Source organism: Gardnerella sp. DNF00497B (assembly GCF_049262725.1).
Classification (GTDB): Bacteria; Actinomycetota; Actinomycetes; order Actinomycetales; family Bifidobacteriaceae; genus Bifidobacterium; species Bifidobacterium leopoldii.
This window is the reverse complement of record NZ_CP058400.1, coordinates 962,931-988,650: the sequence shown is the minus strand read 5'-3', so window position 1 is coordinate 988,650 and position 25,720 is coordinate 962,931. Positions and strand designations below refer to the sequence as shown.

General features: G+C 39.9%; 18 protein-coding genes and 1 pseudogene. 13 read left to right on the top strand and 6 right to left on the bottom strand.

The features are described 5' to 3' along the window. Positions 1-190 precede the first annotated feature (190 nt). Entirely contained in the window at positions 191-1,447 is a 1,257-nt protein-coding gene (gene sstT / locus HXT26_RS03610) for a serine/threonine transporter SstT (RefSeq protein WP_064621988.1), read from the top strand. Positions 1,448-1,615: 168 nt separating this feature from the next. Here the strand turns inward: sstT and epsC are convergent, their stop codons facing one another. Together epsC and cysK are read right to left on the bottom strand one after the other, a co-directional pair. Beyond that, positions 1,616-2,455 (bottom strand): serine O-acetyltransferase EpsC, encoded by an 840-nt coding sequence (gene epsC, locus HXT26_RS03605; RefSeq protein ID WP_422111883.1) that lies wholly within the window; start codon positions 2,453-2,455, stop codon positions 1,616-1,618. Between the two features lie 117 nt (positions 2,456-2,572). Continuing rightward, entirely contained in the window at positions 2,573-3,505 is a 933-nt protein-coding gene (cysK, locus tag HXT26_RS03600) for a cysteine synthase A (protein WP_116971440.1), read from the bottom strand. 959 nt (positions 3,506-4,464) lie between these two features. On the opposite strand from cysK, the gene HXT26_RS03595 reads away from it, so the two are divergent. The 6 genes and pseudogenes from HXT26_RS03595 (at position 4,465) to HXT26_RS03570 (ending at position 11,664) form a co-directional block, all read left to right on the top strand. Next, positions 4,465-6,039 carry an InlB B-repeat-containing protein gene (locus HXT26_RS03595; RefSeq protein WP_174164092.1) on the top strand — a complete coding sequence of 525 codons (1,575 nt, stop codon included), beginning with the start codon at positions 4,465-4,467 and terminating at the stop codon, positions 6,037-6,039. Positions 6,040-6,529: 490 nt separating this feature from the next. Continuing rightward, positions 6,530-6,952, top strand: a complete 423-nt coding sequence (locus HXT26_RS03590) for a GNAT family N-acetyltransferase (protein WP_004119964.1) — start codon at positions 6,530-6,532, stop codon at positions 6,950-6,952. A gap of 129 nt (positions 6,953-7,081) precedes the next feature. Beyond that, positions 7,082-7,891, top strand: coding sequence for a nucleoside phosphorylase (locus HXT26_RS03585; RefSeq protein ID WP_422111882.1), 810 nt, complete (start codon positions 7,082-7,084; stop codon positions 7,889-7,891). A gap of 291 nt (positions 7,892-8,182) precedes the next feature. After that, positions 8,183-9,949 carry an ABC transporter transmembrane domain-containing protein gene (locus HXT26_RS03580; protein WP_174164090.1) on the top strand — a complete coding sequence of 589 codons (1,767 nt, stop codon included), beginning with the start codon at positions 8,183-8,185 and terminating at the stop codon, positions 9,947-9,949. 270 nt (positions 9,950-10,219) lie between these two features. Beyond that, positions 10,220-10,810 (top strand): type IV toxin-antitoxin system AbiEi family antitoxin domain-containing protein, encoded by a 591-nt coding sequence (locus HXT26_RS03575; protein WP_004119958.1) that lies wholly within the window; start codon positions 10,220-10,222, stop codon positions 10,808-10,810. Further along, positions 10,807-11,664, top strand: a pseudogene (locus HXT26_RS03570) (nucleotidyl transferase AbiEii/AbiGii toxin family protein). The gene HXT26_RS03575 and the pseudogene HXT26_RS03570 overlap by 4 nt, the downstream one beginning before the upstream one ends. A gap of 216 nt (positions 11,665-11,880) precedes the next feature. Here HXT26_RS03570 and HXT26_RS03565 read toward each other — a convergent pair. Further along, the gene (locus HXT26_RS03565) at positions 11,881-13,221 is read right to left on the bottom strand and encodes a Na+/H+ antiporter family protein (RefSeq protein ID WP_032842528.1); all 1,341 of its coding nucleotides are present in this window, start codon (positions 13,219-13,221) and stop codon (positions 11,881-11,883) included. A gap of 533 nt (positions 13,222-13,754) precedes the next feature. Here HXT26_RS03565 and HXT26_RS03560 point away from each other — a divergent pair. From HXT26_RS03560 to HXT26_RS03550, 3 genes are all read left to right on the top strand, one after another. Beyond that, positions 13,755-14,522: an ATP-binding cassette domain-containing protein gene (locus HXT26_RS03560; protein ID WP_032842527.1), complete on the top strand. Its 768-nt coding sequence runs from the start codon at positions 13,755-13,757 to the stop codon at positions 14,520-14,522. Further along, positions 14,512-16,590 carry a YhgE/Pip family protein gene (locus tag HXT26_RS03555; protein WP_422112094.1) on the top strand — a complete coding sequence of 693 codons (2,079 nt, stop codon included), beginning with the start codon at positions 14,512-14,514 and terminating at the stop codon, positions 16,588-16,590. The genes HXT26_RS03560 and HXT26_RS03555 overlap by 11 nt, the downstream gene beginning before the upstream one ends. Positions 16,591-16,753: 163 nt before the next feature. Continuing rightward, entirely contained in the window at positions 16,754-17,914 is a 1,161-nt protein-coding gene (locus tag HXT26_RS03550) for a hypothetical protein (protein ID WP_422111881.1), read from the top strand. A gap of 178 nt (positions 17,915-18,092) precedes the next feature. Here the strand turns inward: HXT26_RS03550 and HXT26_RS03545 are convergent, their stop codons facing one another. Next, a complete protein-coding gene (locus HXT26_RS03545; RefSeq protein WP_422111880.1) occupies positions 18,093-19,223 on the bottom strand; it encodes a 4-hydroxybutyrate dehydrogenase in 1,131 nt (376 codons plus the stop codon). A gap of 192 nt (positions 19,224-19,415) precedes the next feature. Further along, entirely contained in the window at positions 19,416-20,756 is a 1,341-nt protein-coding gene (gene nox / locus HXT26_RS03540; protein WP_116442661.1) for a H2O-forming NADH oxidase, read from the bottom strand. Between the two features lie 323 nt (positions 20,757-21,079). Between nox and HXT26_RS03535 the strand changes: the two genes are divergently transcribed. Beyond that, entirely contained in the window at positions 21,080-21,688 is a 609-nt protein-coding gene (locus tag HXT26_RS03535) for a pyroglutamyl-peptidase I (RefSeq protein WP_064340260.1), read from the top strand. Between the two features lie 71 nt (positions 21,689-21,759). Here HXT26_RS03535 and HXT26_RS03530 read toward each other — a convergent pair whose 3' ends face one another. Beyond that, complete coding sequence (locus HXT26_RS03530) at positions 21,760-22,203, bottom strand: toxin-antitoxin system HicB family antitoxin (RefSeq protein ID WP_116442662.1); 444 nt, start codon at positions 22,201-22,203, stop codon at positions 21,760-21,762. A 153-nt stretch (positions 22,204-22,356) separates the two neighbouring features. On the opposite strand from HXT26_RS03530, the gene HXT26_RS03525 reads away from it, so the two are divergent. Together HXT26_RS03525 and HXT26_RS03520 are read left to right on the top strand one after the other, a co-directional pair. Next, positions 22,357-23,094 carry a hypothetical protein gene (locus tag HXT26_RS03525; RefSeq protein WP_032842525.1) on the top strand — a complete coding sequence of 246 codons (738 nt, stop codon included), beginning with the start codon at positions 22,357-22,359 and terminating at the stop codon, positions 23,092-23,094. Continuing rightward, positions 23,084-25,708 (top strand): HAD-IC family P-type ATPase, encoded by a 2,625-nt coding sequence (locus HXT26_RS03520; RefSeq protein WP_422111879.1) that lies wholly within the window; start codon positions 23,084-23,086, stop codon positions 25,706-25,708. The genes HXT26_RS03525 and HXT26_RS03520 overlap by 11 nt, the downstream gene beginning before the upstream one ends. Positions 25,709-25,720 lie beyond the last annotated feature (12 nt).

The following is a 25,720-nucleotide window of genomic DNA, read 5'->3' as shown; positions in this document are numbered from 1 at the left end:
TTACAAAGCACTTATTGAAGTGTTTAGTCACTGAGTTGCTAAGTTATTGAAACATTGAAACATTAAACCTTAACGATTTGCATATATATGCATCCTTATGTATAATCTTTAAAAAATAAAATCTTGCAAGTGCTAATACACGTAAAAGAGTATAAAACATTCTGCACAAATTACTATACAGGAGACTCTCATGCACAAGATTGTTCAAAAATGGAATAACATTGACCTTATTTTACGCATTGTAATTGGTCTTTTTCTCGGTGCTGCGCTTGGTATTTTTGTGCCAGCTCACGTCTATGTGCTAGATCTTATGGGAAAACTTTTCGTCAGTGCGCTTAAATCTGTTGCGCCAATTTTAGTATTTTGCCTAGTTATTGGTGCGCTTGCGCAAGCAAAAAGTGTTGGCAATATGAAATTGGTAATAGGGCTGTACGCGCTATCTACGTTTACTGCAAGCCTTGTAGCCGTATGTGCTGCTATGATTTTCCCTGTTGATTTTACTTTTGCTCATGTTGCAGCAGCCTCTTCGCCGTCTCCTCAAGGAATTGGTGAGGTGCTTAATTCACTTGTGCTAAATATTGTTGTTAATCCTGTAGACGCTCTCGTTAAAGGTAACTTTATTGGTATCCTCTTCTGGGCGATTGCTTTCGGCGTTGCTCTGCGATTAGCCGAGCCTTCTACAAAAGCATTTTTCGATAACGTTTCATCTGCTATTGGAAAAATTGTTCACTGGATTATTAACGCAGCACCTTTTGGCATTATGGGTCTTGTTTATACAACAGTTGCAAGTAACGGTCTTCGTATTTTTAGCGAGTATGGTTTCGTTATTGCTTTGTTAGTAGGCACTATGGCTGTTACTGCTTTGATTATTAATCCTATTTTGGTTTTCGTACTTACGCGTAAGAATCCGTATCCTCTTGTTTTTAGGACTTTGCGTGATTCTGGTGTTACAGCGTTCTTCATGCGTTCTTCTGCTGCGAACATTCCTGTAAATATGAATTTGTGCGAAAAGCTTGGATTTAACAAAGACAATTATTCTGTTTCAATACCGCTTGGTTCAACTATTAATATGAGCGGAGCTGCTATAACTATTTCTATCATGTCTTTGTGCGCTGCTCACACGCTTGGTATTCGCGTTGATATTCCAACGGCTGTGATTCTTTCTGTGCTTTCTGCAGTTTCTGCTGCAGGCGCATCTGGTGTAGCTGGTGGTTCGCTTTTGCTTATACCTCTCGCATGCTCGTCATTTGGCATTTCAAACGATATCGCTATGCAAGTAGTTGCTATTGGTCTTATTATTGGCGTTATTCAGGATTCTTGCGAAACTGCACTTAACTCTTCCACGGATGTTCTCTTTACTGCGGTTGGCGAATATCGCATGTGGCAGCGTGCAGGTATTAAGTTTAAAATGGGCAGGGATCATGAGCCAGTGCAGCTTAAAAAGTAGCTGTTCTAGCTGTTACTAGTTTTTGCTAAGTATTCTTGCTAGTGCGCGTTCTTACGTTTTTACGTTTTTATGAGCGCGCACTTTTATTATATTTGGATGTTTATTGTAAATGAATCTAACAGATGTTCAAATAAAATAGTAGAAGTGGAATCAGTATTTTAGCGCGCATTAGACTTTAGGGAAGTGGTAGGTTGTGTTTGCAGGAATGCTGCGGTTGATCCACGCGTTTGCTGCGATTATACTTCCGCTTCCTATTGTGGTTTCTCCGCCTAAGATTGTTGCGTTTGCGTAAATTACAACATTATTCCCAATATTTGGATGTCGCTTTCCACCTTTTATAGGATTTCCGTTCTCGTCTAGCGCAAAACTTTTCGCACCAAGCGTTACTCCTTGATAAAGCTTAACATGTTCGCCGATTACAGTTGTTTCGCCGATTACAATGCCAGTTCCGTGATCAATGCAAAAATATGCACCAATTTTTGCTCCTGGATGAATGTCAATTCCGGTTTTTCTGTGAGCATATTCGCTCATAAGTCTAGGAATTAGCGGTACGTTAAGTTCGTAGAGTGTGTGCGCTGTGCGGTGAATAAGCATTGCATAAAAACCAGGGTATGCGAGCGTTACTTCCACTTTGCTTGTACAAGCAGGATCGCCTTCGTATATTGCTTGAATATCTGTTAAAAGTAACTTTTTAATTGTAGGAAGTTTATGTATGAATTGATTGCAAGTTTCTTGAATTTTAATTGAGTTGCTTGTATAGGATTGAAGTTCGTGGAATATAATGCGTTCTATAGTGTCTAACGCGTTTGAAGTAACGGTATTCAAAGTAGCAGTGAGTTGCGCAGTATCGTTACTTACATTGCGTGCATACAACTCAGGCAAAAGTAACACCTGAGTTGCATGTATGAGCGCAATAATATTGTGATAGTTAGGTATGAATGTAGCTTGCCTTATGTCAGAATCATGAATTGAATTGAGTTTGTTTATAAGGTCAAGATGCTCATTCATACATTAATCTCCAGTATTTTTTTGTTTTCTTTATTTTCTCGTTTTAATTACTAATTAATATTTGCATATATTATTTAATCAAAACTTGCGTGTTTATAGTAGTGCTACTAAATACAGTTAGTTTTCAAATAATGCAGTAGACAAGTATCTATCTCCTGAATCTGGAAGTATTGCAACTATGGTTTTGCCTGCATTTTCTTCTCTTTTTGCTTCTTGGATTGCTGTCCAAACCGCAGCTCCGGAAGAAATGCCTACGAGAACGCCTTCTTTTTTGCTTATAAGCTTGCCGCTTTCAATTGCGTTTTCATTTGTTACATGAACAATACGATCGTAAATGTTTTGGTTGAGCACATCTGGCACGAATCCTGCACCGATTCCTTGAATCTTGTGCGCTCCTGGCTTGCCGCCTGCGAGCACAGGGGAGTCGGCTGGTTCTACTGCAATTACTTCAAGCTGCGGATTTTGCTCTTTTAAATATGTTCCTGTACCAGTAATTGTGCCGCCTGTTCCAACGCCAGCGATAAGCATATCCACGTTTTCGTCAGTGTCTTGCCAAATTTCTGGGCCGGTTGTGTTGTAGTGCGCGTGCACATTTGCTTGATTGGTAAACTGTCCTGGAGTCCACGCGTTTGGCGTGTTTTCAACGATTTCCTTCGCTTTGGCAATTGCGCCTTTCATTCCTTCTGCAGCAGGTGTGAGCACGAGTTCTGCCCCGTATGCTTTCATAAGTTTTCGGCGTTCAATAGACATGCTTTCTGGCATCACAATAATGCTTTTGTATCCTTTTGTTTGTGCAATCATTGCAAGACCAATGCCAGTGTTTCCAGAAGTTGGCTCAACAATTACTGAGCCTGGCTTAATTGTGCCTGTGGTTTCTGCTTCTTCAATCATCTGCTTTGCGATGCGGTCTTTTACGGAACCTGCTGGGTTGAAGTATTCGAGTTTTACGAGGATTTTTGCTGCTAGATTGTACTCTTTTTCAATGTGAGCAAGCTCCAGAAGCGGAGTGTGACCTACGAGTTCTTGCACGGACTTGTAGATGTTAGACATAATATTTCCCCTTACTTGTTTGTTTTGTTTAATTTAATTTGTTTAATTTTGTTTATTTTTAATTTTTAAAAAATAATTTTTTATTAATAAAGAGATTGTTGTTTATTAGTTGTTTCTAAAAAATGCCATTTATCTGTTTAATATCTAATCCGTATTAAATTGTTATCTTTTCAACGTTTTATATTCGAATTTTGGCATAAAAAAAGAAACAGCGCGCTGTTTCTTAAATCGTAATTTGCTGTGTTCTAACGTAAATGCTTTTAACACAGGCTAGATGTTATGCACAGTTAGTGCTTGAAAACATCATTTCGATTAAGAAATGCGCAACAGCATACGTTACAACAACAATTTGTCATCATATTTGTATGATACATGTGCACTCCTTTACTCGTCGAAATGGTGATAAGTGGAAACTATAGCGAATGGATTTGCGTTTGTCAAACTTAATTTAAGTTCGCTAATCTTAATTTGTGCTTTATGATCCTATTTTATGTTTGCCAAACTTAATTTTAAGAAATTATATGTTACTTTCATGTATCTTCGTTATTGCTGCTTTTGAGAGTTGGTTGTTTAGCAGATTTGATAGTTTATTTGTGAGTTATCTTATACTGGAATTTGCTAAGTTTGTTTGTTATAATTGGCATGTTAGTTCGGTACGGAAGTTGACAAACTGAGATCATGAAAAATATAATCCTCGACAGACAGACAGACAGACAGACAGACAGACAGACAGACAGACAGACAGACAGACAGACAGACAGACAGACAGCGTGATGCTGTCTTTTTCGTAACATAATTTTTATCGTCTCACCACTCTATACATTGTTTATTTTGTATTGAAATAGGTTAGTGGTTCTGCATATTTACACGCATTTTTGGTTTTGCGTTTGCGCTATATCAATTTTCAAAATTAATAAAAATTATTATTACGATAATCATTAGTTTGGTTGGAAATAAAAATGAATAATAAAATAATAAAAAAAGTTATTAATTTGGTAGTTGCTTTTGTAGCTACGATTGGACTTTTTGCTGGAACAGTGACAGCTCAGGCGGTTGAAGTTAGTAATAAGAATAAGCAACCGCTACAAATATCTATAAACTATGCAGAAAAATTAGGAAAAGGTCATACAACACCTGGAGCACTTGGACAGCTTAGCTCTGACATGGAACGTATGTGGAAAGAACTTCCTATAACAGTTATCGATGGGCAAGGGCATGAACTTGAAGTTAAGAAAGAATTAAATGGTCACTGTGAACGTACTGTTGGCAATTTTGCAAACGGCGAAAAAGTAACAATTAAAGTTGATACTTCAAAGCTTCCTGATGACTATCATCTTTCCTGGGAGTCTGATTACACGTATCCTAAACCAATTAAAAATTATTCTCAGTTCCAAGTAGTTGTTGATAGTAGTATGCCTGTACGTATTTCTTTAGCTAAAATGAAGGTGAAATTTGACCTACAGGGAGGCAATATCAATGGTAATACCAAGAGTATTGTGAAATTTGTCAATAAGAATAACGGTGTTGATTTCCCATCTGATCCAACAAAAGATGATTTGGTGTTTGGCGGCTGGTTTACCGAGTTACCTAATACTGAATCTTATAAGAAACTTGGGATTGTAGGCAAACGCTACTACTGGAATAGCAAATCGCTGTTTTCTGATTATAGTTGCGACTGGATGAGTTATAACGACACTAATACAGACCCATTGTATGACGGAGTATTTTTACTTCGCGCACAGTGGAATGCAAAAGTTTCGTTTGATGCAAACGGCGGAGCGTTTAGCAATGCAAAACAAAAAATAAGTGCTTTAAGACGGCAAGGTTTGAAGATTAAAATATTAGCTGCTCCTACGCGCGAAGATTATCAGTTCTTAAACTGGGTGGATGCTGCTGGTAAAGCCTACAAGCCTGGTGATATGTATACGTTGAATGCTAATACTGCGTTTACTGCTCAGTGGAAGCAGATTCGAAGCACGGTTACATTTAAGGATGGCGATAAGACTCAAACGGTAAAGGTGGAAACTGGTAAGGCTATTGATATGGATGCGTTAAAAGATCAGTCAATGCCTAAGAATCCAACTAAAGATGGCTACACGTTTAAAGAGTGGAATACTAAGGCGGATGGTAAAGGTACTGCGTTTACTGGTAAAACCATAGTAAATAGTGATACGACTGTGTATGCCATCTTTACGAAGAATCTGAAACCAGCACCTACTCCAGATCCAATTTTGCCTGCACCTTTTGAGCCTGAATCAGGGATGGAGAATCCATTGTCAGTTCCTGAATCTCAAACTCCGGAGACTAAACAAGAGCTATCTCATGCGCCTAAGTCGGAGCATGAACATAATACAGCGCATGAATATGTGAAATCTCCTGTTGTTGAGCATAAGACTGAAAAGCATGTTCCAGATATGCCTAAGACTGGTGAGTCAGCTTCAGTTGTTGCGTTGATTTCTGCTTTAGGTTTTGCTATTGCTGGTTTCGCTGTTGTGCGATTGAGGAGAGTGTTTGAAGCAAAATTCGTAAGATAACTAGTGTTTACTTGCGTAAGTTGAAGTTTTACGCGCTTTTATAAGGCTTCGTAAAGTCTTATAAAGTAAATGAGGCGGCCTTGACTAGTTGATAGTTAAGGCCGTTTTGTTTACTGACGCTTGTTTTTGTTTACTTATATAGCTGATAAGTAAACAAATTCGGGGAAGTGCTCTTGTTTTTATTTACTTGTGTACCCTCTAAATAAACAAATTCGGTGAGAAGCTCGCTAGTTAGATCTCTTACGAAACTCACGTTGGAGGTTCACAGTACTTCCAATCCAAGTGAGTTTTTGTATTGAAGGGAATTGAAATCCCAATGATTTCAATCTCGGTCAAAGCGCTATAGTAGTACACGAATGCACGGGTTGTCTTTGGTGCATTAAAGTCCTATGTTAAAAGAAGAGATAGGTGACTTGATATACTGAGCGATTACGCTAGAAAATTTAGGGTTTCAACGTTGATTGCACAGTATTCGGGGGTGTTATTGTCAATGAATTTAGCAGATGTTCAAATAAAAGAGTATGAAAAGTATAATAGCAAAGATATTTTAAGGTTGTATGATTCCGTTGGTTGGTCTGCGTACACAGATGATTTAGTTGCTTTGGAAAATGGTTTTAACAATTCGCTCAAGGTTTTAGCTGCATATAAAAGTGATGAGCTAGTTGGCATTGTTAGAGCTGTTGGCGACGGATATACGGTTGTTCTTATCCAGGATATCCTTGTTTTGCCTAAGCATCAAAGGCAGGGGATAGGGTCTGCTTTGTTAAAGGCGATTGTGGATTGTTATCCTAATGTTCGTCAAATTCAATTGACTACGGATTGTACTGAAAAAACTATTGCTTTTTATAAGTCAGCTGGCTTTATTGAGTTAGCAGAAATCGATTGCTGCGGTTTTATAAAAGACAGGACATGATGCAGAAAATATGATTCTCTAGTGGCCATTAAGTGCGAATTTGCAGCAATTGACCATTTTGTGATCTTTGCGTATTAATGTGTGTATTTGTATATAGGATTGAATGGTTTGTAGGATGGAGTTGATTATATGACAGAATATAATTTACCAATTTTAGAGTATGATTCCGATAAAAGTGCAGTTTTAATGCCAAAACACGATAATATTTCTGTTCAGCTTCCATCTAAAGCGGTTTTTGCTTTCTTAGGCGATGAAATTGATCAGTATGCTTTAAGTAGGAAAGCTACAATTATAGCAAATTTTGAATCTGCAACTAAAAAATATCCGATATATGTTTTGGAAGAAAAAGTAGGAGATACAGTAAGAGAAAATACAAACAGCGCAGTAGAAGAAGAAACGCAAAAAATCTGCTTAGTACAGGCCCCGGTTGGCGCTCCGGCCGCTGTTCAGATCTTAGATTGGTTGATTTCTTACGGTGTTAGTGAAGTTGTTAGTGCTGGTTCTTGCGGATCGCTAGTTGATTATGCGGAAAACGTTTTTCTGGTTCCGTATAAAGCTTTAAGGGATGAGGGGACTTCTTATCATTATTTGCCTCCAAGTCGTTATGTTGATGTTTCAGAGCGTTCGAGGCATGCTATTTTGCAAACTTTGCAGGCGCATAATTTGCCTTATCATGAAGTTAAGACGTGGACTACGGATGGATTTTTCCGTGAAACTAAGACGAAAGTTGCTAACCGTAAGCAGGAGGGATGCGCGGTTGTTGAAATGGAGTGTTCTGCTTTAGCAGCTTGTGCGCAAATGCGCGAGATTGTTTGGGGTGAGATTCTTTATACTGCAGATACTTTGCATGATGTTGAAAATTATGATGAGCGCAATTGGGGTGGGGATTCTAAAGCGTATGCTCTTGAGCTTTGTATTGAAGCAGTGTTGCGCATTTGACACGTTTACGCTGATATCACGTATAAAACCATCGTTCTAATTTGATTTTTTTTTTAACTCTATGCTTATTATTTCTAACAAGCATTACATGTAAGTGTGTTTAACCATTTATAGGTGTTGTCAAGTAGATAAGCATGAACAATCAGGATAAGTATGATAGTGTAGCTTTCAACGTTTTGTAGCGGGCGAATCGGCAAAACAGAAGCGAAAATGCTAGCTACGAAAATGCTATTAGATAGGAAATAGTAGAAATATCGAAAATAGCTATAAAGGAAGTGAGAGGTAGCGAGAATGAACAAAACTGACAATACAGCAAATCAGCAATCGTCCGCGAATCAGCAATCATCCAAACTGCATCCCGACGTAAAAAATTACGTAAAACTATTTTTCAAAGAAAACAAGCTTGTAGCTTTTCTTTCGATGATAGTTTTTATTTCCTTGTCTATGATTTACACTGCTATTTCTTGGATTTTGCAAATTATTTTCGACTATATGGCAGGTAAAGGATCCTACTCTTTAACTACTATTTTGCTGCTTGTCGTTTCCTTTATGCTGGCAATCTCCCTGATTTTCGCGTTGAAGCGCAGTTCGTACCCTCGCTTTCTTGAAAAAGCAATGAATCAGTATAAAGAGTCTGTTATCAAGAAGCTTTTACAGAAGAGTTATAGTGATTTTTCGCTCGCGAATTCCGGCACGTATCTTTCTGTACTTACTAATGATTGCGAGCGTATTCAAGAAAAGTATTTGAAGAAGATTTTTGACTTTGTTCAAGACGTTCTTATGCTGGTAAGTTCGCTAGCTCTTATGATTTACTATAGTCCACTGCTCACTGTTATTGCTCTTATTATTTCCGTGCTTCCTATGGCGTGCTCGATCCTTACAGCTAGCGGAATTGCCACTCGAGAGGAGCAGGTTTCTAAGTCGAATGAGTCTTACACAGCTTTGACGAAGGATGTTTTGAATGGAGTTTCGGTTATTAAGAGTTTTAAGGCGGAGCAGGAGGTGATTAACCGTTATCAGAATCAGTCGATGGAGCTTGAGCATACGAAGAATCTTCGCGAAAAAACGATGACTACTGTTTCTGCTCTTGGAACGATTTCGAGCCTTGCAACTCAGCTTGGCGTGATGCTTGTTGGCGCTTGGATGGTTAATGCTCATGTTGGTGTTATTACTGCTGGAATGGTGTTAGCTTTCACCAATTTGATGAATGGTGTACTTCAGCCTATTGCAAGTCTTCCGCAAATGCTCGGCGAGATGAAGGGCGCTAAGAAGCTGATTAGCAAGATGGCTGATTATATGAGTAACGTTAAGGAAGATTCTGGCGAGATCATTGACGATTCTGTTAAAAACGTTGTTTTGCGCAATGTTTCGTACGCTTATGATGCGGATCATAAAGTCTTGAAAAATGTAAATCTAACTTTGCAAACTGGAAAATCTTACGCGATAGTAGGACCTTCTGGTGCTGGTAAGAGTAGTTTGATTAATCTGCTTATGGGCTACTACAAGGATTATGAAGGTAGTGTGAAGCTGGATAATCACGAGCTTAGTGATGTGAGCAAGAGTTCGCTTTACGATAAGACGACTCTTATGCAGCAGTCTGTGTTTATGTTTGATGCTTCGATTTTAGATAATATTACGCTTTTTAAGCCATTCCCTGATGTGGAAGTGGATCGTGTGATTCACTTGGCTGGTTTGGATGATTTGATTGCTGCTAAAGGCAAGGATTATCAGTGCGGCGAGAATGGTAGTCATCTTTCTGGCGGCGAAAAGCAGCGTATTGCTATTGCGCGAAGCCTGCTTAAAAGGTCCGAGATTCTGCTGGTTGATGAGGCTACGAGCGCGTTAGATAACGAGACAAGTGCGAACGTAACGCAGTCTATTTTGAATTTGCAAGGAATTCTTCGACTCGTGGTAACTCACCGCTTGGATGCCAATTCGCTTAAGCAATATGATGAGATTCTTGTGATGAAAAGCGGCGAGCTTATTGAGCGCGGAAGCTTTGAGGAGCTTATGAATCAAAAGGCTTACTTCTACTCGCTTTACACTGTGTCTATGTGAGGATGTTGATCTGGCTTGGGCTTGGCTTTCGTTTGGCTTGCGCTGAGCAATTTTAAGCTCAGTAGAGACACTGGTGCAGATTGCGTACTGCGCGATGTCTCTGTTTGGCACTAGTGGCCATTAGGTGCAAAATTGCGTTGTTTGGCTACTTTGTGATTGGTTAAATGTGGTTTGACTATTTACACTTTACGATTTGCTTGCGCATTTGATACGTTTATGCTGATATAATATATGAAATCAGTGTAAACGTATCATTAAGTAGGTGGGCAAATGTTAAAGGATCAATTGTGCAATTACATAGAGAAAAAGCAAGTTTTAAGCATTGATAGTGTCATCAAAGAACTTGGAATTAGCCCGTCTAGTGTTTATCGATTTATTAAAGATGAGAGCTTAGAACGCGTATCAAAAGGTGTTTACGTTAAGAGCAATTTGTGGAATGATGAAATGAATTTATTGTCAAAGCGCACATCTGTTGCTGTTTTTTCACATGAATCTGCCCTTCTTCTACATAATTTGACTGATAGAGAACCTTCTTCTTTAACAGTGACTGTTCCGTCAACTTATAATGCAAGTAGTCTAATTAAGACTGGTGTTAGGGTGTTTTATATAAAACCAGATTTTTTAGGAATTGGTAAGACGAATCTTATGTCGCTTGAAGGTAATCTTGTGCCTTCTTATGATTTAGAGCGCACAATTTGCGATATTTTGCGTTCTCGTTCTCAAATAGATGCACAGGTGGTATTTGGTGCGTTAAAAGCTTATGTTAAAAGAAAGGATAAGCGACTTGATATACTAAGCGATTACGCTAAAAAATTTAGGATTTCAAAGTTGATTTCACAATATTTGGGGGTGTTGTTATGAGAATGAAGGATGCTAATCAGCTTAAAGCAAAAATAAAGAATGTTGCACTCCAAAAGGGTGTAGATCCTCGCGTGCTAATGCGCGTATATATGATGGAGCGTTTTTTAGATCGTGTTTCTCGCTCGCGGTATAAAGACAATTTTGTTCTAAAAGGTGGAATGCTGATTTCTTATCTTGTTGGCGTAAATCTTCGTACAACAATGGATATTGATACAACTATGCAAAATATTTCTCTTAGTGAAGATGATGTGCGTATTTTTATATCAGATGTAATATCTATCAATATCGATGATGGTGTTAAATTTACGCTACAAACGCTTGATTCTATTATGCAAGAATCTGACTATCCAGGGGTTCGAGCTAGCCTAATTGCAGATTTTGATGGTACAAAAACTCCTGTTAAAATCGATATTTCAACTGGACATGCTATTACTCCATCTGCTATGGAAGCAGAATTGCCTTTAATGTTCTCATAATCTATCTCTTTATTGACTTATCCAATTGCAACGATTTTAGCAGAAAAGTTGCAAACAATTCTTGTGAGGGAAGAATTTAACACGAGAATGCGAGATTTTTATGATTTGCATGCTCTTAGAGTGTCTCAAGGAGATAATGTCTTTAAGAAAGAAGAGATTGCTAAAGCTTTTTACGCTACTTCTCAAACGAGAAACACCCTTTATTTACTGAGTAACGTGAATGAAATTTTCGATAGGATTAAAGATAGTGAAGTGATGAGAATAAAGTGGAAGGATTACCAAAGGAAAGCACCTTGGGCTAAAAGTCTTTCTTGGGAAGAAATAATGCAAGATATGAATTTCTTTTTGATGTTCTTTCATAATGAGGTTGTAGCTTAAGTTATTTTATTATCTGAATGGCTTTTATTAAATCATCGGGAGACGTGCGATAGTGGCCAATCGTTGCGAATTTGCAGCGATTGGCTACTTTGCGATTGGTTGATTGGTATTTAAAAATAAACGCCAGGGAGTTTATTCAACTCGACTGGCGTTTATTAGTCATTTGTGTTATTCGCTAGTTGCGTTTTTACTTGCTGTGTTTGCCAAAATAATCTGCTAAATAAACTGTGATATTACAATGCCGGCAGCCATAAGCGGAATATTGAAAATAAGGAATGTTGGAACGCAAGTATCCCAAATATGACTGTGCTGACCGTCTGCGTTTAAGCCGGAAGTAGGTCCAAGTGTGGTATCGGAAGCAGGGGAGCCTGCGTCTCCAAGAGCTGCAGCAGAAGACATAAGAAGAATCGTTGCAGGAGTGCTGAAACCAATGCTCTGGCACAGTGGCACGAACAAAACCGCAAGAATAGGAACCGTGCCAAACGAAGTACCAATGCCCATAGTCACAAGCAAACCAATAAGCGTAATAACAAATGCAGCAACAAGTTTGTTTTGTCCCATAGAAGCTACACCAAAGTTTACAAGCTCCTCAACTCCGCCTGTCGCTTGGATCACGTTAGCATATCCGCCCGCAATGAGCATCACAAACGCAATAAGACCCATGAGTTTTACGCCGCCAGTAAGCTGATTGTCAATGTCATTCCACTTTATTGCTCCAAAAATAATCATAGTTGCAAGACCTGCAATAGACGAAAGCGAAAGATCCTTACTAATAACTTGCACTACTACAACAACAATAATTGCGAGAATAGTCACATAATGGCGTAAATTAAGAGGTCCGACAACGGCGTCGGCGGCACGAGTGTCAGTTTCTGTAGTTTTGTATTCGCGAGGTTTTCTGTAGAGCACAAACACTGCAAAAAGTAGTGATGCAAACATCGCAAGACCTAAATACCAGTTCACAGCACTAACGTCTGCAACACTAACCTTCATGCCATTTTTAGAAAGATTCGTAGCAATAACAGTTTGAAAAATAAGACCAAAGCCAAATGGAATGGCAATATACGGAACTTCAAGACCAAAAGCAGTGCAGCATGCTGCAGCTCGGCGGTCAAGCTTCATCTTATTCATAACTCTCAAAATAGGCGGAATAAGAATAGGAATATAAGCAATATGAACCGGCACAATATTTTGAGACATGCATGCAATAATAGTTAGTACCGCAAGTAGAGCGTACTTTTTCATGCCAATAATTGAGCTAATTTTTTTAGAAATAATTTGAGCTAAGCCTGTTGCAGTAATTGCTTCCGCAAAAGTACCAAGCAAAATGTAGGCGAGTGCAGTTTGTGCGTTGGTGGAGAAACCGTCGCAAAGCAAAGCCATAATTGTGTGATTTCCGTCACCGAAAAGAGGAAGATGACCGGCAATGCCACCTGCAATGCAAGCTACTATCATTGATAGTAAAACATTAAGTTTTGCAAGACTAAGCGCGCATAGCACTACAACCGACACAATAACCGGATTAAATATAATATTTAAAATTTGCAAACCTAGCATGCCGTTCACCCCTTTAAATGCTTGAATTTTAATATATTGTTTGAAGCAATACGTTTTATTTCGTATTGCTTACGCTTGTATTTTTGCATATGTATTCTCACATATGTATTTCTTACATTTAGTAATTAAGGACAATATAGCATGGAAGTGTTTACAACATGTTTCTTAATTAAAGATGAAATATAAACAATTCAACAGAAAGATTGAAGTAGCTTAACAATTGTTTACCCAAAAGAGTACCCTAAGGTATCAGTGGTGAAGAATTAAGAATAATCACCAAATGTCCGGTTTTGCACCGTTTTATGCAGCATTGCAACGTGAGTTTATCGCTAAAAATAGCGATAAAGCAATGTGAAAAGTAAAAATTGTTTTGCTAATTGCGAAAATCTAAAAATAAACAACAAACACAAACAACAAAATTAAAAATTGAAAATTGAAAATTGGTTATTTAGAGTAAGGAGGAATGCCTGGCGCTCTAAGCGAAATTTAGATACTGCGTTGTGTCTAAGCAATAAGCGTCAAACATACAAATTATGCAAGAGGAACAAACGTTTTTAGAAGCTAAAGAATTAGGGTTAAAAAGATTTAGAAGATCGCCATTTTGGGATGTGTCGCTAAAAGTTGCACCTCATCAAATCGTTGCAATTTCAGGCGAACATGGTTCTGGAAAATCAGCTTTGCTGCTTGCATTATCTGGTTATATGAAATTCACTAATGGAATTCTTACTATTGCGGACGTAACTCTTCCTAATGATTTCCAAGAATCTCGACAATACGTTGGTTTGGGATTATTTAGCGGAATTAACGAATTTTATAAAACGCAAACAATAGAAGAAGTTCTTATGAGCGAGTTGAAACTAGCAGCGCGCTCGCCTCTATTTTTGAAGCAATACAAAAATGATGTTAAAAACCGTGAAGCTTTACAGCAGTACGCTTACAACGTGTTAGCTCAATGGAAAGTATTTTCTCCTCACGAAACAGCAATAGGAGAGTTGACTCCGTGCGAGCGCATGCGTTTGGCAATTGCGCTTGCTTTGTTAAAAAAGCCGTGGCTGCTATTTGTTGATGGAATTGAAACGGAGCTTACTAGCGAGCAAAGCGAATGCCTATTTTCCGATATTCGCGCGTATGTTAGTAAAAATTACTGCTCTTGCCTTGTTGGAGTTTTGCAAAGTGAGTTAGAAAAGCAAGCTGATCAAGTCTTAAGACTAAGCCCAAATCATGGGGAATCAGAAAATTCTCATATTGATTCACAGCTTGGTACAAGTGAAGCAAATGGTGGTGAAAACAATGCGCGTTAATACTCTTGCTCTTGCATTTCGAGAGCTTAACAATACGTTGAAAGGAAAAGCTCGAAAGCTTGTTATTGGAACCGTAGCTTTGATTCCACTTTTATACGGATCGCTTTATTTGTGGGCATTTACTAATCCTTATAAGACTTTGAATACTGTGCCTGTAGCTGTTGTTGTTGAAGACAATGGCGCTGTGATTAATGGCAAAATGCGTAACGTTGGAAACGAAATTAAAACTCGTTTAAAGAATCAAAAAGATGGTAGTGAGGGCTTCCAATGGAATTTTGTTAATAGTGATGAAGCAAACAAAGGTCTTAAAAATGGCAACTATTTTATGGTAGCAACCATTCCAGCTTCCTTCAGTAAGTGCATTGCTTCTGCGCAATATGAAACTCCTACTAAAGCAAAACTTCATGTAAAGTACGATCAGGCAAGTAATATGCTGGCATCTCAGATTGGCAAAACTGCTTTCCATACTATGCGTAGCGAAATCAGCGAGGCGATTGCTCAAGAGTATTGGGAGAACATGTTTGCGAAAGTTAATTCTGCTTCTGATTCTCTTGGTGACGCAGTAAATGGTGCTGGTGCTTTGCATGAAGGCTCAAAATCTTTGCAAAATGGAGTAAATAAGCTTGCGGATGGATCTAATCAACTTTCACAATCTTTGCGAAAACTTCAAGGCGGATTAAGTGAGCTTCAAAAAGGAGCGAATACTCTTTCTAAAGCAAACGCTAGAAGTAAAGCAGGCGCGCAATATCTTGCTCAAAAAACGCAAGATTTAGCAAACGGAGCTCAACAATTAAGCAAAGGAACTCAAAAACTATCGGCAGCAACAAGCGAATTTTACGATGGTGCGCAAAAGCTTTCTGCTTCTAGCAGTGAATTAGAGGAACGCGTTAAGGCTGGAAATGCTGAAACAAAAGCACAAATTATGGGTCTTCTTATGAAAGCGCAAGATCCTAGAGTTACTAAGGAAGACGTGCTTGCTAGTTTGCAAGGTTTGGCTGGAGGATTAAGTGAGAATTCTGATCTTCTAGAAACAAATCTTTCTGCTTTAAGCGCTGGAGCAGACAAGCTTTCTGCTGGAAGTTTGCAAATAAAGGGCGGAGCTGACGCAATATCTCAAGGTTTTGAAGCTGTTAATACTGGCTCAAATAAGCTTGCTGCTGGAGTGAATAGTCTTGCTGAAGGCTTGGCTCAAGTAAGTAACGGTAGCGAGAAACTAAATAATGGTGTGAATGCAGCTGCACAAGGTTCAGCGAAAATAGTGAACGGTTCTGATCAGCTTAATTCCGGAGCTAAGAAGCTATCGGATAATACTCCAAAGCTGGTTGAAGGCGCAAAAAAGTTGCATGACGGGCTTAAGAATTCTCAAAAGTCTGGAAAAATCAACAATATCGTGCAAAAAAGTAAGATAATGAGCGCGCCGGTTTCCTTGGAAGAACACGAGTATTCTCACGTTGAAAATTACGGAACAGGTTTCGCTCCTTACTTTATTTCCATCGGACTTTGGGTCGGTGCTCTTATGGCAACCTTTGTTTTGAGAGTTATGGATAGGCGAGCGATACTAAATGGCATGAATCCGCTTAAGAGTGCGCTTATTAGCTTAACGCCGTTTGTGATTATGGGCGTTGTACAAGCTGTAATTCTTATGGGCGTAGTGCACGTTGTGTTAAAGTTGCAAATTGACAACGTTCTTGCGTTCTATGGTCTTGGAATTATTGCATCCATAATGTTTATGGCAATAATGCAAATGATTATGGTGATTTTCCACATACCAGGGCGAATAGTTGCAATTGTGCTGCTTATGTTGCAAATCACAAGCTCTGCAGGAACATTCCCAGTTCAAATGACGCCGGCATTCTTTAGAGCTGTTCACCCATACTTGCCAATGACGTACTCGATTATGGGGTTGCGTCAAGCAATGGCTGGAAAGAACAGTGGCGAAATAGTTTTCGGCATTGAAATGCTTGTGCTTTTCGGCGTGATTGCGATTGCTATAACAAGCATCGTTGCGCGCATGAAGCGTACTGTAACGATGTTTGATTTGCATCCTGTGATAACGCTTGAGGCGTAAGCGTCGCTTATCTAATACTAACCTGCGTAAGAGTGAATAGCTTTTGCGCAGGCTTTTTATATTTAAGTAACCTAAATTTATGCAGTTTCCAAACATTACAACGTAGTATTAGAATATTTAACTTGCTTGCTTACAATTAGTTAAAGTTTGAGAAGGGGTAGTTATGCCTAATGGAATTGCGGTGAAGCTAAAAAAATTTATTGCATTAGCACTTTCGCTGTTTCTTTTTATGCCATTATGTTCAGGATGCTCAAATCAAAATGGCGCAAATACAGAAGCTGTTAATAGTGCAAAAAAAGTTAATGTTATTAATGCAAAAGTAGCAGCTTTATATAAAAAAGTTTTAGCAAACGCTGATAAATATAACCTTAATGAAGCTGATTCAGAAATTGATACTAGCAAAAGTAAGTATTCTTACGCGTTAGCCAATATGAGCGATAGGGATATTCCGGAGCTTATTCTTCGGAAAAATTATAAATATGTGTCACGTTCGAAGGTTTTTGCTGCAAATAAAGATTACAGTGACGTTGTTTCTTCAAATGATTTAATTTGCGATGGCGTTGGAGACATTGGCGGTTTTAGGGCTTCGTTATCGCAATACGCAGACAGCAATTCATTAAGCTATGTTGAGTGGTCTTCTGGAACAGGGGATACTGAGGTTTACAAGGTTACTATGAATATTGCTGATAGTAATCCTCTTAAAAAAGAAAAATACTGGTCTGGAATAATCACTGATCTTCCTAAACAGAATGTAAAAGATATTAATTTTGTCAGTACAGATGACACTACACTTCTCGATAATTTGGCAAAAACTGAAGATAATACTTATAAGAAGTCTGTAAGCAATAAAGGCGGCGACTCTGATTCAGAGGATAAGGATTCTAAGAAGTCTAGTAAGAAAACCGATTCTAAGAAAGCTGCTAGTGGCGAATCTTTAGATAGCAAGATTAAAGCTGAAAAAGCAAGCGGAAGGCAAGTAGTTTCTGGAACTGTGCGATTTTTGTCATACAACCAGGTTCTTGAAGCGCAAAATATTCAAGATCCTAATCCTGGATCAGATACTAATCAAACTTTCATGATTCTTATTCTGGATAATAAAACCAGCGTTACTTTGCATCACGGCGGCGATATGGGCAATCCACCTCATCCTAGCGATGCAACCATGATGGCGATTGATGATGGCAGTCAGGCTAAACAAATCATGGAGAAGTACGTTAATAAGAAAGTGTATATAAGCTTTACAGTAAACGATGGAGTTTTCCCTTCGGATACTGGATTGCCTTTAGGCGAGCCTCGTTTGTTTAGTCTTAAAGTTATTGAATAGCTATTGGATAGTTATTGTTCAATTATGAATAGTTGCAATAGTTGCTACAAATAAAATAAAGACCCCACATTTATTTGTGGGGTCTTTTGTTATTTTGCTTTTGTTTTACTCTGAAAAACTAGTAAAACGTAATTAAAGTCAACAAATTCCAGAAAGTAAGTTTGCTAGAAATTTGTTTTTAGAAAGTAGATGCGTATACTTCGGCAATTGCAGATTCGTTCATATGCATATAGGAGTTCTTCAAAAGTCGCTGCTGCTCTTTAACAACGCTTGAAGCCCAACTTTGAATCATATCCTCGGTCATGCCATACTCGTGAAGCTTGTGCTTAGGAAGAATCGTGTTAAGCACTTCGTCAAGCTTGTCTAATACGTCCGCTTTTTGGCATTCAAGAATATTTGCCATGAAGCCGAAAAGCTTAGAAAGCTCAGTGTTTTCTGTGTTATTCTCGTTTGCGTCGTGCTTAGCATAGTATCGCAAAACGCTTGTAAGAAGCGCAGCATTTGTTTCGCCGTGAGCCACGTGGAAAGTGCCACCAAGCGGATAAGCCATCGCGTGAACGCAACCGCAACCAGCGTTACCAAACGCAATTCCAGCGTAAAGGCTTGCCGAAACCAAATCGCTTACAACTTGGCTTTTTGCGCTGCTGCCTTCCTTCACAACTCGCATATAACTTTGCAAAATAAGTCCGCAAGCCTTGTAACTAAACATTTTTGTAAGCTCGGTTGCAATAGGAGAAAGTGCGGACTCAATCGAATGTGTAAGAGCGTCAATAGAGCTGGTTGCAAAAACGTAATCCGGTAGGCTCTTTAACAATTCCGGAATAAGAACCGCGTCAGTAGCGTAGCAAGCATCGTTCGCCAAACCCTTCTTGGTATTGCGCTTAGTAAGCGAGAACACGGCAACGTTCGTAACTTCGGAGCCAGTGCCGCAAGTAGTTGGAACAAGAATAAGATCCGCACCTTTTTGTGCAGGAATCTTGCCGTCGACCAAATCTTCAAGCGGGCTTGTTTGCTTTAACGCGCAAACCTTCGAAATATCCAAAACAGTGCCGCCGCCAATTCCAATCACGCGCTTTGGAGTTGTGTGAATGTCGCTAACGATTGCATCAACCATTGCGTCGCTCGGCTCACCCTTGCCGTATTTCTCTTGGAAAATCACGTCGCAATCAAGATTCAAATCGCCAAAATAAGGCTCCCAAATGTACTGGTTTGTAATAACCAAATCACCCTTGCCGAGCTTGAATTCTTGCGCAAAGTCGCGTGCTTGCTCGAACTTATGAATAGTTGGTTTAATAGAAAGCTGCTTCATCCTAGACTCCTTTGTTTTAATCTGCATGTCTTACGCTAATATGCGCGTCGTGTGCGCGCTTTTGTGCGCGGATGATTAAAAAACCAAGCAACTGCTCCATTATAGAACAGATTGCTTGGTTTAATAAATGCGATTTAAGCTAATAGCAGAAGCTAATCGCAGAGATTAATCATCAAAGATTACAGATATTAATCATCCCTTCAACAAAGCCGTGTAAGCAGCCATCGTAATGTAGTTGTATGGCTGGTTGAAGTGAGGCATGAAGAAGATGTCGCACAAAGCAAGTTCCTTAATCGTGACTTTCTTCTGAATAGCCAGCGAGAACAGGTGAATTGCGGCAGACATATCGTAGTTAGAAGCCAATTGGCAACCAACAATAACCTTCGTATCCTTCTTGTAAACGATGCGAATCTTCACCTCTGGATTCTCAACTTCCATAAACGCAGGCTTTTGAGTATCTTCGAAATCAACGTAATCAACATCCATGCCCTCTTTTTGAGCGGCAGTTAAGCTCAAGCCGGTGCAAACAAGCTTGTAGTCGTAGATCATCATTGCGCTAGAACCTTGCACGCCCTCGGTTTCTACAGGAGTTCCGCAAACGTTGTGACCTGCAATCAAGCCGCTTCGAACTGCGTTAGTAGCGAGCGCAATGTAGTTTACGCGGTCTCGAGCGTTGTCGTAGATTGTAGCGCAGTCGCCAATTGCGTACACGTCTGGATCGGAAGTTTGCTGCTTCTTGTCAACGAGGAAAGCGCCGTTAGCATACTGCTTTAAGTGATCTTTTCCGAGCGCAACGTTTGGGTGGAAGCCAATAGCGCAAATCACCATGTCTGCATCGTAAGTGCCTTTGCTTGTTTTAACAGCCTTGACTTCAGTGTCTCCAACAATTTCTTCAACAGTTTGACCAAGTTCAAACTTAATGCCTTTATCTTCCATAATTTGCTTCAAATTATCGGAAAACTCTGGGTCAAAGTATCCATTAAGAATATGGTCTTCCATGTCAATAAGAGTTACGTTCTTGCCAAGGCGCTTAAAAGCTTCCGCAAGTTCCACGCCAATGTAGCCTCCGCCAAGAACCACGACGTTACGGAAATCGCGCTCTTGAAGCTTAGCGATAACAGTTTGAGCATTCTGGAAAAGCTTTACCATTTGCACGTTTTCCAAGTCAATGCCCTTAATGCGAGGCTTGTTTGGAAGGCTGCCGGTAGCAAGAACCAGCTTGTCGTAAGAATCGTGAATAACAGTGCCGTCTTTAAGCTCTACTGTTACTTCTTTCTTTGCGTAATCAATGTCGAGAACTTTACTTTCAAGATTTACTTTAGCGCCTTTTTTAACGAAATCTTCTGGCTTCTGGTAGAACAGTCCGTCGCTGCTTTGAATTTGCTTGCCAATCCACAAAGCCATGCCACAACCAAGGAAGGAAATATTGCTATTCTGATCGTAGATTGTAAGCTCGTTTCCTGGGTAGCTCAAAATGGTGTTAGCGCAGGCAGTACCGGCGTGATTTGCGCCAATCTGAATGATCTTCGTCATCGGTAATCTCTTTTCGTCGTTGAATTCTGTTGAAATTATTGTATGTGCTTCAACTGCTTTGTTTAATTCACGCTGCTGCGCGAATGCACATCCAATGCATAATACTATTACACGAATGCGAGTCTTACCAATTTTGATTTTGTGCGTGTTGTGGGGGGAGTTGTGTGGTTATTTCACAATCTGACTATCACTAATCTTTTCGCGAACATGAATTACATAGTAGAATCCTGAAGTTTGTATACAGTAGCATTCACATATGTACAGTTTTTTGTGATGCGTTTTAATGTTTTAATAAAGTGATATTCGTGTGAAGGGGTATTGTGATGCGTATTTTGATTACTGGTTTTACGCCGTTTAATAATGAGTCTATAAATCCGTCGTGGGAGATTGCACAATCAGTGCATGCGCCTGAGGGTGTGGAACTTGTTCGTTTGCAGATTCCTACGGAATTTAACAAGGGCGCGCGAAAAGTTATTGAGAAAATAGAGGAAGTTCAGCCGGATGCTGTGCTTTCATTAGGACAATTTGGTGGTTCTGCTTGTTTTAACGTTGAGTATGTTGGAATTAACTGTAGAGCTGCTCGCATACCAGATAATAGTGGGTATAAGCCTTGGTATGAGCCTGTTGAGCAGGATGGTGACGTGGCGTATAAAGCGACTTTGCCAGTTGTGAATATAGTTGAGGCTTTGAATAAGGCGAAATTGCCGGCGTCTGTGTCTTTTTCTGCGGGCGCGTACGTGTGCAATGACGTACTTTACAGTGTTTGTTATTATTGCCAGACTAGGAAATTGCCGATTAAGAGCGGTTTTATTCACGTTCCGTATTTGCCTGAGCAAGTTCTTGATAAGCCGAGTACGAGTTCTATGAGTTTAGCTGATATGCTTCGAGGTATTGAAGTTGCGCTGCAAGTAATTGCGGATGATTGCAAGTGATTGCAGATAAATCGCCAGCAAATCTTTAATTTGTAAGTAATTGCTAATAAATAATATGGAGTATTTATTTTCTATGCTCGCTCAAGCACGCGTTCAATAGCGTTATTTTGCGAAAGAAGATACACGCAATACTGGTTCATGCTTATGCCTTCGGCTTGAGATTGCTCAGCCAACTGCCTGTGTAATTCTTTAGGAAGACGTAACTTGAATTGTCCGGAATAGTCATCTAATTCAGTGCGAGACGGCTCTTTTATGTTGATTTTGCTTTCAAGTGCTGCTTCAATCCAAGCGTGCTTAGCGTCCTGCGCATTTGCTGCTGCTTCTTGTTCGGAGTCTCCTGAACTTATGCATCCGGGCAAATCAGGGTAGTAGGACACAAATCCGCCTTCGTCTGGATCCTTTACAATTTCCAACTTATACGGTAGTGACATGTAGTAGCTGAGTGTTTTATTTGTTAGTGTTTTGGCGTTGTTTTTATGAGTGATATTTTTGCTAGCTTTATTTGTTTTAGTCATATTTGATTTCATATTATGCTGATTTTTAAAAGTTTTATAAAAGTATAAGTGGTGTTATATGTGGTGTCAATGTGTTAATGTATTACAATTTGTAGAATTGCATGAAATACCCCAAAACCACCACTTATGTTGAAGGTGTGGTATAAAAGTCTTATGTTTTCTAAACGCGCTATTACCATTTTTGCGACTACTGTCGTAACTGCTTTAGCGCTGGGTGCGTTGAGTGCTTGCGAGCCGCAGGGTAAAGCTGTGGGGAATACTGGTCGCGTTGGAGACATAATTCACGACGGTGTGGATATTGACGATATTCATCTACTTGTAATTGGTTCAAAATTAGCTGCGCTTGATGACGAAGTTATGAAGCATTGTAAAACGTCAAAATTGAGTGCCTCTTATGTGCCGCTATCCAATGTTGCTAATCCTAACGAAGCTGCTCAGCAAGCTATTCGCGCTGCAAGCGAGCAGCCTGTTTCATTAATACTTATAGACGCGCTCGACGTAACAGGCGTTGACGACCTGCATAATGCTAATAATCAACCTAATATAAAAGAGAATAACAAGCTTAATAACAGCACTCGCAATAAACAAAACGAAAGCAAAGCATGGATTTCTGCGCTGCAATACGCGCGTTATGCTGGAGTGCCAGTTGCGTTAATAAATCCTGTAAAAGCGCCAAAAGACGCAACTTTATACGCCGCTACTTTGTATTTTGATGGCGATGGAAGTGAAATCGGCAAAAATATTCATGAATCTGATTTATCAAAAAATAGCGAATCTTTAAACAATAAAAGCAAGGGATCAAAATTTGAGCGTTCGTCTTTGCTAAGCATTGTTCGAGCAATAATTGACAATACGCCACACAGCAGGGAAGTGATTATAAATGACAAATAACGAACAAAATGCAATAGCGTCTACAGAAAGCAGCAAAAATAACGCTATTGCGGTGCTTCCTAAAGTAGAAATTTCTGGTTTGAGTGACGAAGAGGTTGCGGAGGCAGTTTCTCGCGGAGATGTGAATATTACTTCTAAGCAGACTTCTCGTTCTTTAATGGATATTGTGCGCGCGAACGTGTTTACATTGTTTAACGCGATTATTTTCACAGCAATGGTTGTCGTGCTTGCCACGGGTTCGTGGAAGGATGCTGTTTTTGGTGTAGTAATTCTGGTAAACACTGGAATTGGCATTGTGACTGAGTTAAAAGCAAAGCACACTTTGGATAGGCTTTCTATATTGATTGCCGCTCGCGCAATGGTGCGTAGAGGCGGAGAAAATATTGAGATTGCGCACAAAGATATTGTGCTTGGGGATGTTTTGTGGCTCAGAGCCGGCGAGCAGGTTCCAGCAGACGTAGAAGTGCTGGAATCGTGGGGATTGGAAATGGACGAGTCCATGCTCACAGGCGAATCTGCTACAGTTCGAAAAGCCCAAGGTGACGACGTTTATTCCGGATCTACTGCAGTTTCTGGAATGGCTTTAACGCGTGTTACTGCCGTAGGTGAGCACAGTTATGCTGCAAAATTGGCTGCGCAAGCGAAGGTTTATACCAAAACAATTTCCGACTTAAGTCGTGGAATTAATACGATTTTGAAGTATATGACGATGGTTGTGGTGCCTTTGTGTGTGCTGCTTGTGTGGTCGCAAATGCACAAGGTTGGCGGATTTGTTGAAGCTTGGCAGACTGGTGCTTGGAGGGGAGCTGTTGTCTCTGCTGTTGCAGGCGTTGTTGGCATGATTCCAGAAGGATTGGTTCTTCTTACTTCGCTTAATTTTGCGGTGGCTGCTATGCGACTTGCGCGTAAGCAAACGTTAGTTCAGGAGTTGGAATCTGTAGAAACTTTAGCGCGCGTAGACTGCTTGAACCTAGACAAAACTGGCACTATAACCGATGGTGGTATTGCATTCGTTGGTGTAGAAAATCTAGATAATAGTAGTGTAGAAATATCTTTACAGACCAGCTTGCAAACTAATCAAGCTTTATTTGATTTATCCAATGAAGAAAATCCTAACGCAACAGGCGTTGCAATTATGCAAGGGCTTGATGCTCAAGGAGTTGCAGCTAGCGCGCATGTATCTAATCGTCTTCCATTCTCGTCTGCTAGAAAATGGAGCGCTGTGCAATATGTGCAAAGTAGTGGAGAGCGTGCAACTTGGTATATGGGTGCTCCGGAAGTGTTGCTAAGTGCGATTAATTATGCAAATTCTAATGAACTTTTAGCGAAAGTTAATTCTTATGCTGAGCAAGGCGAGCGCGTGCTGCTTCTTGCAAAAGTAAGTAGCGAAAGTAGTACTGTAAGTAGCGTCGATAGTAGCAGCTTAAGTAGCGTAACAGAAACAGATAAAACTTTTGGCGATTCTCCCACTATTTGCGCAAATGCTCAGCCTGTTGCTTTAGTTCGCTGCTCTGAGCGTATTCGTGAAGACGCTCGTAAAACTCTTTCGTGGTTCCGTGAGCAGGGTGTGCGCTGCCGAGTAATTTCAGGAGATAATCCTAGAACTGTTGCGGCTGTTGCTGCAAAAGTTGGCTTAACAGGAGATCGCAAGCCTGTTACAATGGACGCTAGAAAACTGCCAGAAGATATTAACGAATTGGCTAAAGTGCTTGAAAATGTGGATGTGCTTGGACGTGTGCTTCCTCATCAAAAGAAAGCGATTGTTCAGGCGCTTCACACTCAAGGTCATGTGGTCGCTATGACTGGTGACGGCGTGAACGATACTTTGGCTCTTAAAGAAGCTGATTTGGGCGTTGCTATGGGCAATGCTGCTCCTGCTGCAAAAGCTGTAGCCCAAGTGGTTCTTGTCGATTCACGATTCTCGCATTTGCCTGATGTTGTTGCTCGCGGTAGGCAAGTGATGGCAAATATGGAACGTGTGGCTGGCTTGTTCCTTGTAAAAACTGTTTATTCTGCGCTTATTTCTGCAGGAGTTGTGCTTCTAGCGTTACACTTCCCGTATTTGCCTCGTCACATTACTTATATTGGTTCTTTAACTATTGGTATTCCAGCATTTTTGCTCGCTCTGGCGCCTAATACTCGTCGATATATTCCAGGATTCTTGAAGCGAGTTGTTCGTTTTGCTGTTCCTAGCGGATTTGCTATAGCTGCTTCTGTGCTCGCTACTGCTGTTATAGCTCCGCGAGTTTTGGGATTAAATCTTGACGATGTTGTTGCAAATAATTTGATAGCATCTCGTTTTATTGTTTCAAACGTGCAAGCTTTGGCAACTACTCGCAGTATTTGTTCCGTAATCGTATTTGTTCTCGGCATACTCGTGCTTGCAAGCGTCGCCAAGCCTTTGTGCTCGTGGAGAGGAATTATGGTTGCGCTATTTGCTGCAGCTGGAGTTGCTGGAGCTTTTATACCGTTTACTGCAAAGTTCTTCGAAATTCACGTGCCGACTGCAGGAAGTGCGTTTACGGTAATGCTTATAGCTGTTGTGTTAGCTGTAATCTTATGGTTTGCGTGTGTGAGTTTAGCAAACTTGTTATCTAAACAAAGTAAGAAGTGAACAATCTAACAT